This is a genomic window from Methyloversatilis sp., assembly GCF_051861465.1.
Lineage (GTDB): Bacteria > Pseudomonadota > Gammaproteobacteria > Burkholderiales > Rhodocyclaceae > Methyloversatilis.
This window is the reverse complement of the sequence record NZ_JBHYCQ010000008.1, coordinates 228,560-235,036: the sequence shown is the minus strand read 5'-3', so window position 1 is coordinate 235,036 and position 6,477 is coordinate 228,560. Positions and strand designations below refer to the sequence as shown.

The 6,477-nt window shown below is 66.4% G+C and carries 4 protein-coding genes; 2 read left to right on the top strand and 2 right to left on the bottom strand.

From position 1 onward, the window contains the following. Window positions 1-306 precede the first annotated feature (306 nt). Both ACTIFF_RS13565 and ACTIFF_RS13560 read right to left on the bottom strand, forming a co-directional pair. On the bottom strand, window positions 307-942 hold the full coding sequence (locus tag ACTIFF_RS13565) for a PEP-CTERM sorting domain-containing protein (RefSeq protein WP_439537305.1): 636 nt from the start codon (window positions 940-942) through the stop codon (window positions 307-309). Between the two features lie 229 nt (window positions 943-1,171). Then, window positions 1,172-1,804, bottom strand: a complete 633-nt coding sequence (locus ACTIFF_RS13560) for a response regulator (RefSeq protein WP_439537304.1) — start codon at window positions 1,802-1,804, stop codon at window positions 1,172-1,174. A 15-nt stretch (window positions 1,805-1,819) separates the two neighbouring features. Here ACTIFF_RS13560 and ACTIFF_RS13555 point away from each other — a divergent pair, with 15 nt between their 5' ends. Both ACTIFF_RS13555 and ACTIFF_RS13550 read left to right on the top strand, forming a co-directional pair. Beyond that, window positions 1,820-3,190: a sensor histidine kinase gene (locus ACTIFF_RS13555; protein WP_439537303.1), complete on the top strand. Its 1,371-nt coding sequence runs from the start codon at window positions 1,820-1,822 to the stop codon at window positions 3,188-3,190. Between the two features lie 255 nt (window positions 3,191-3,445). Further along, a complete protein-coding gene (locus ACTIFF_RS13550) occupies window positions 3,446-6,334 on the top strand; it encodes an adenosylcobalamin-dependent ribonucleoside-diphosphate reductase (protein ID WP_439537302.1) in 2,889 nt (962 codons plus the stop codon). Window positions 6,335-6,477 lie beyond the last annotated feature (143 nt).

Below are 6,477 nucleotides of genomic sequence, written 5' to 3'. Positions count from 1 at the left end.
GTCAGCGTCCGGCCATCGGCCTGGATCGCCTGCGCCCACGCCGCCGGCGACATCAGCAGCGGCAGGCTCGCCATGCCGATCGCGAGCCCGTGCGGGCGGTGCAGATTGGCCACCAAGGTACGCAACCGGGGCAGGTTGCGACGACGTTGAGGGGTTTTCATGGTGTGACTCCCGGTTGCTGCCGCGACCGTGCTTTGCGATCGCTCGTAGGCATTATTCCTACATAATTGTAAGTCGATGTGACAGTGGTGGTGTTCGATGCGTCACAACCGATCGCGGTCGCGCCCGAAATGCCGCTGAAATCGGTCAATTTCTGCAAAAACCGCTGCGGCGTCGCCGCATCACGCACAGGAAACCGACCGCGAGCCCGGTCAGCGCCAGCGATCCCGGTTCGGGCACGGCAGAAACAAGCGGCCCGGACAGCTCGAAGGTCGCACGCACATCGCGAAAGTGGTACAGGGGCGTGTTGGCCAGAAACTGCACCGACTGGGTGCGAAGCGGGTCCGGTGTCACGGTGAGCACGCCGGTCGCGCCCAGGTCGAAGGTGAGCGTCGGCAGATCGAAGGCGTACAACTGGTACTGCCCATTGGCGATTTCCTGCATGCCGATGTCGACCTCGAACGATCGGGTGAGGCCCATGACGGTCATGCTCAGCGCGTGGGTCCGGTACTGGATGCCGCTCATGCCGGATTCGTCTGCGGGCCCGGTGCCCGCGAACAGCTTGAAGTAGTTGGCCAGCACGGGCGTGTCGCGCGTGAGATCGAGTGCGCCGCTCAGCCCGTCAAGGCGCGAACGCGCGCTCGCCAGCGGATGCCCCTCGAAATAGGTCTGTACGGACGATCCTGTCGTCTGGAAGGTGATCGGCACGGCGCACGCTGCACCCGCCCACAGGCACAGGGAAAACACGGCACCTCGCAGCGCACCGAAAGCGGAAATGGTCATCTGAACCTCCTTGTTGTGTCTCCCGGCGGGCGCCTGCCCGCTCGTGACTTCCGGACGATCACCGTTTCGAATCCCGTACCTGGAAAACGCTCGCAGGGCGGAATGCGGCAAACGCACAGCCGGAAATTTCAGGAGGGATTAGGCGCGTGGCCCGATGGACGGTAAATACGAACAAGCGCGTAGCCGGCGCCCTGAAATACGGGCGGGCAGGAACTGGATCACGGCCCGATCAAGCCAGGGGCAGGCGCTGGCGGATCGACCAGGCCACCAGCTCGGCCGCGTTGCGCAGACCGAGCTTGCGGGCGATGTTTTCGCGGTGCTTGCGCACCGTATGTTCGGAAATGCCCAGTTCGGCGCCGATCTGCTTGCTCGACAGGCCACGTCCGACACGGCTGGCAATATCCATTTCCCGGCCGGTCAGGCCTTCGTGCTCGGCCGCCGTGCCATGGCCGAACAAGGTCGCCAGTTCCGGGCTGACGTGGTAACCGCCGTCGCCCACGGTATGGATGGCCGACACCAGCGCGTCGGCGTCGTCGGTCTTCAGCATGTAGCCATGGGCACCGAAGGACAACGCGGCCTGAACGGTGGCGGCATCCTGACGCGCCGTCACGACCAGCACGCGCGTCGGCAGATGGGTCGCGGCGAGGGCCTGCATCACTTCGAGCCCGTCAAGCCGCGGCAGGCCGAGGTCGAGCAGCAGAACGTCCGGCTTGAGCTCACGGGCGAGCCGCAGCGCGCCTTCGCCATCGCCCGTTTCGCCCAGCCAGCGCACGCGCGGCGCACGCGACAGCATCAGACGCAGGCCCTGGCGCACCAGGGCGTGGTCTTCGGCAACGACGATGCTAATCTCGCGGGCTTCCATGCGCCGGAAAATACCATGGCGATGACGTCGATACCGCTCGACGCACACGACTGCACGGATGACAGCGCGGACGAGCGCGAGGCGGTCCGGCGTGACCTGCTGGGCGTGCTGTTCGGCCATACACCGACCATCGTTGCCGGCAACGTTGCCGTGGCCAGCACTGCCGCAGCAGTGCTGGTCAGCGCCGAGGGACACTCGGCGGTCTGGGTCTGGCTGGCCATCGTCTGCCTGCTGGTCGCGCTGCGCGCCCTCTACGTGCGCTGGATGCAACCGCAACTGGCCGGACTGGTCGGCCACCAGCTCGACCGCACCGAGCGCGTCTATACGGCGATCGCCGCGCTGACCGGCCTGGCCTGGGGGGTGCTGCCCTGGCTGGGTTACGAAGGGCGCGACCCGTTCATGGACTTCTTCAGCGTTGCCATGCTGGTCGGCATGGCCGGCGGCGCCGTCACCGCCACCACGGCGCTGCCGCGCGCGCTCAATCTGTATCTGGTGTGTGCACTGGTGCCGTTCGTCGTGAAGTCGTGGCTGATCGGCGGCGCCATCAGTATCGCCGGTGGCGTGACCATCGTGTTCTACCTCGCGGTACTCATTTCATTCGGCCGCAATGCGCACGCCACGATGCGCAATGCCCTGCTGCTGACCCGACAGAACGCCCGCCTGGCCGACACCCTGCGACGCGAGCGCGACGCCGTGCAGGCGGCGATGCGCGCCAAGAATCTGTTTCTCGCCGGCGTGACGCACGACCTGCGCCAGCCGGTGCATGCCGTCGGCCTGCACATGCGCTATCTGCGCTCGCTGCGCGACGACGAAGTGAGCCACGCGACAGTGAATGAAGCCTGCGCCGGCGTCGACGAGGCGGTGCGCGCGATGAGCAGCCAGCTGTCGCGACTGATCGAACTGTCGCGGCTGGAAGCCGGCGAGGCGCGTGTGCTGCGTCGTGCATTGCCGCTGGCCGAGGTGTTCGCGTCTTGCGCCGCCCAGTTCGGCCCGCTGGCGCGCGACAAGGGCATCGAACTGGTGGTCCGGCCCGGCCGGGCCATTGTGGACAGCGACCCGATGATGCTGCGCTCCATTCTCGACAATCTGGTGTCGAACGCGGTGCGCTACACCGACCGCGGCCGCGTGCTGGTCGCCGCCCGCCCGCGTGGGAACGAAATGGAATTGCAGGTGTGGGACACCGGGTCCGGCATCGCCGACGAACTGATCCCGCAGATCTTCATTCCGTACCGCCGCTTCGACGACCGCCAGACCCGGCACGATGAAGGTCAGGGTCTGGGCCTGGCACTGGCGCGCAAGCAGGCCGAACTGCTGGGGCACCCACTGACCGTGCGCTCGCGCGTCGGCCACGGCAGCGTGTTCGCGCTGAGGGTGCCGAAGGCGTAGCGCGCAGAGCCAGCGGGAAGGGTTCCTGTGTAAGCGGTGAGGCCGCCGCTCCCACAGGGGCCGCTCCCGCAAAGGCTCTTTCCACAGCCGGCCCGGCTTTCCGGGTCATGTTGCAGTGCAATCGCGCAGCGCGCCGTGGCCATCGACCGCAAGGCCAGACGGCAGGCGGACGACCGCCCGGCAGGCTGACTGTCAAGGCTGTTGCGGCGTGTCACCGAAGCGTAAAGTTCGGTGAAACGACGTCAGGAGACATCCATGCAACAGATCGATCTGGTCCCGCTGACCGAAGAAGAAAAAATCGCCTGCCTGCCGGAGCAGGAAATTTCCAGCGAAGTGCTGATAGAGAAATACGCCAAGGGCGGCGAAACGACAGTGGCCGAAGTGCGCCGCCGTGTGGCGAAGGCGCTTGCGCAGGCGGAGGCGGAAGACCGCCGCGCGCACTGGGAAGCGAAATTCCTCGACGCGCAGGAGAGGGGCTTCGTGCCCGCCGGACGCATCAGTTCCGCCGCCGGCACCCAGCTCACCGCCACATTGATCAACTGCTTCGTGCAGCCGGTCGGTGACTCGATCACCGAAATCGAAGACCAGCGCCCGGGTATCTACACGGCGCTGGCGCAGGCCGCTGAAACCATGCGCCGCGGCGGCGGCGTGGGCTATGACTTTTCCAGCATCCGCCCGGTCGGCGCCCGCGTGCGGGGCACGCAATCGCGTGCATCCGGCCCGGTCAGCTACATGCGGGTGTTCGACCGCTCGTGCGAAACGGTCGAATCGGCCGGCAGCCGTCGCGGCGCACAGATGGGCGTGCTGCGCTGCGATCACCCGGACATCGAACAATTCATCCACGCCAAGGACAGCGGCGACCTGACCAACTTCAACGTGTCGGTCGGCGTCACCGACACCTTCATGAAGGCGGTCGAAGCCGACGGCACGGTCGACCTGGTACACAAGGCCGAACCGGCTGCCGACATCAAGGCCGCCGGCGCCTACCAGCGCGAAGACGGCATGTGGGTCTATGCCAAGCCGCGGGCGCGCGAGCTGTGGGACCAGATCATGCGCTCGACCTACGACCATGCCGAGCCGGGCATCCTGTTCCTCGACCGCATCAACCGCGACAACAACCTGTACTACTGCGAAAGCATCGAGGCGACCAATCCGTGCGCCGAACAGCCGCTGCCGCCGTACGGCTGCTGCGATCTGGGGTCGATCAATCTGACCCGGTTCGTGACGAAGCCGTTCAGCGAAACGGCCGAGTTCGATTTCGATGGCTTCGCCGAAGTCTGCGCGGTGGCCATCCGCATGCTGGACAACGTGCTCGAAGTGACCCACTGGCCGTTGCCTCAGCAGCGCGACGAAGCCATGGCCAAGCGCCGGGTCGGCCTCGGCTTCACCGGCCTGGGCGACGCGCTGATCATGCTGCGCCAGCGTTACGACACGCAGGAAGCGCGGCTGATGGCGTCGCGCATTTCCGAGGTCATGCGTGACACGTCCTATCTCGCGTCGGTCGAACTGGCGAAGGAGCGCGGCAGCTTTCCGCTGTTCAACGCCGACATGTATCTGTCGGGCGGCAATTTCGCGTCGCGCCTGCCGGCCGAGGTGAAGGAGCAGATCCGCAAGCACGGCCTGCGCAATTCGCACCTGCTGTCGATCGCGCCCACCGGCACCATTTCGCTGGCCTTTGCCGACAACGCGAGCAACGGCATCGAGCCGCCGTTCTCCTGGACCTACACGCGCAAGAAGCGCATGGCCGACGGCACCTTCAAGGAATACGCGGTCGAGGACTACGCCTGGCGCATGTACCGGCACCTCGGCGGCGACGTGACGAAACTGCCGCCCTGGTTCGTCACGGCACTCGAAATTTCCGCCGCCGCGCACAAGGACATGGTCGCGGCGGTCGCCCCCTATGTTGATACGTCTATTTCCAAGACGGTGAACGTGCCGGCCGACTATCCGTACGCCGACTTCGAAGATCTGTACCTCGCCGCATGGAAGGCTGGCCTGAAGGGTCTCGCGACCTACCGGCCGAACAGCGTGCTGGGCAGCGTGCTGTCGGTCGACGCACCGAAGACGGAAGAGAAGAAGCAGCCGCACGACGTCGAAATCATCACCGGCACCAACCAGCGACTGTCGATCGGCGCGCTGCCGGCGCCGGTGCTGTCCAGCCTGCGCTGGCCCGGCCGGCCCGACATGCCGGACGGCAACCAGAGCTGGACCTACATGCTGAAGACGCCGGGCGGCGAATTCGCGCTGTTCGTCGGCCACATCGAAAACGAAGGTGCGGATGGCCGCATGCAGACCCTGCCGTTCGAGGTGTGGGTCAATGGCGCCGACCAGCCGCGTGGTCTGGGCGCCGTCGCGAAGACGCTGTCGATGGACATGCGTGCCAACGACCCGGGCTGGCTCAAGCTCAAGCTCGACGTGCTGGCGCGCACCGCCAGCGATCAGGGTTTCGACATGCCGCTGCCGCCCAGCGGCGAGCACCGCCGCATGCCCGGCGTGGTGGCCGCGTTCGCCAACGTGATCCGCTACCGCTGCGACAAGCTCGGTGCCCTCGAACGCGAAGCGCCGACGCCGGTGCTCGACACGCTGTTCGCGCTGCAGGAGCCGAAGACCGGCACCGACGGCACGCTGAGCTGGACGGTGGATATCAGCAACCCGGCCACCGGCGAGGATTTCGTGCTGGGCCTGAAGGAAATCACGCTGCCGGGCGGTGAAACGCGCCCGTACTCGGTGTGGCTGTCGGGCAATTACCCGCGCGCGCTCGACGGGCTCACCCGCATCCTCGCGCTCGACATGCGCGTGATGGACCCGGCCTGGATCGGCATGAAGCTGCGCAAGCTCATCAGCTATCCGGAACCGCTGGGCGACTTCATGGCTTTCGTGCCCGGCACCCGCCGCCAGCAGAACTGGCCGTCGACGGTCGCCTACGTCGCCCGGCTCATCATCCACCGCTACGCCATGCTGGGCATTCTCGACGAAGCCGGCTTCCCGATGCGCGAAATGGGCATCCTCGAATCGCCGCGCGGCGACGACGAACCCAGGTTGATGCAGGGTGCGCTGTGCGGCGAATGCGGCAATCAGTCGGTCATCCGCAAGGACGGCTGCGATTTCTGCACCGCCTGCGGCGCGGTGGGGAGCTGCGGCTGACGCAGCCCGCCCGGGCGGGCGGCGCGACGATGTCGCGCCGCGCTCTGCATCAATCCTCGCTAAAGATTGTCCTGCATCAGTCGAAACTGACAGAAGCGGATCACGATGAGTGTGTCCGCGTTCTTCGATGCAGGCCAAGAGGT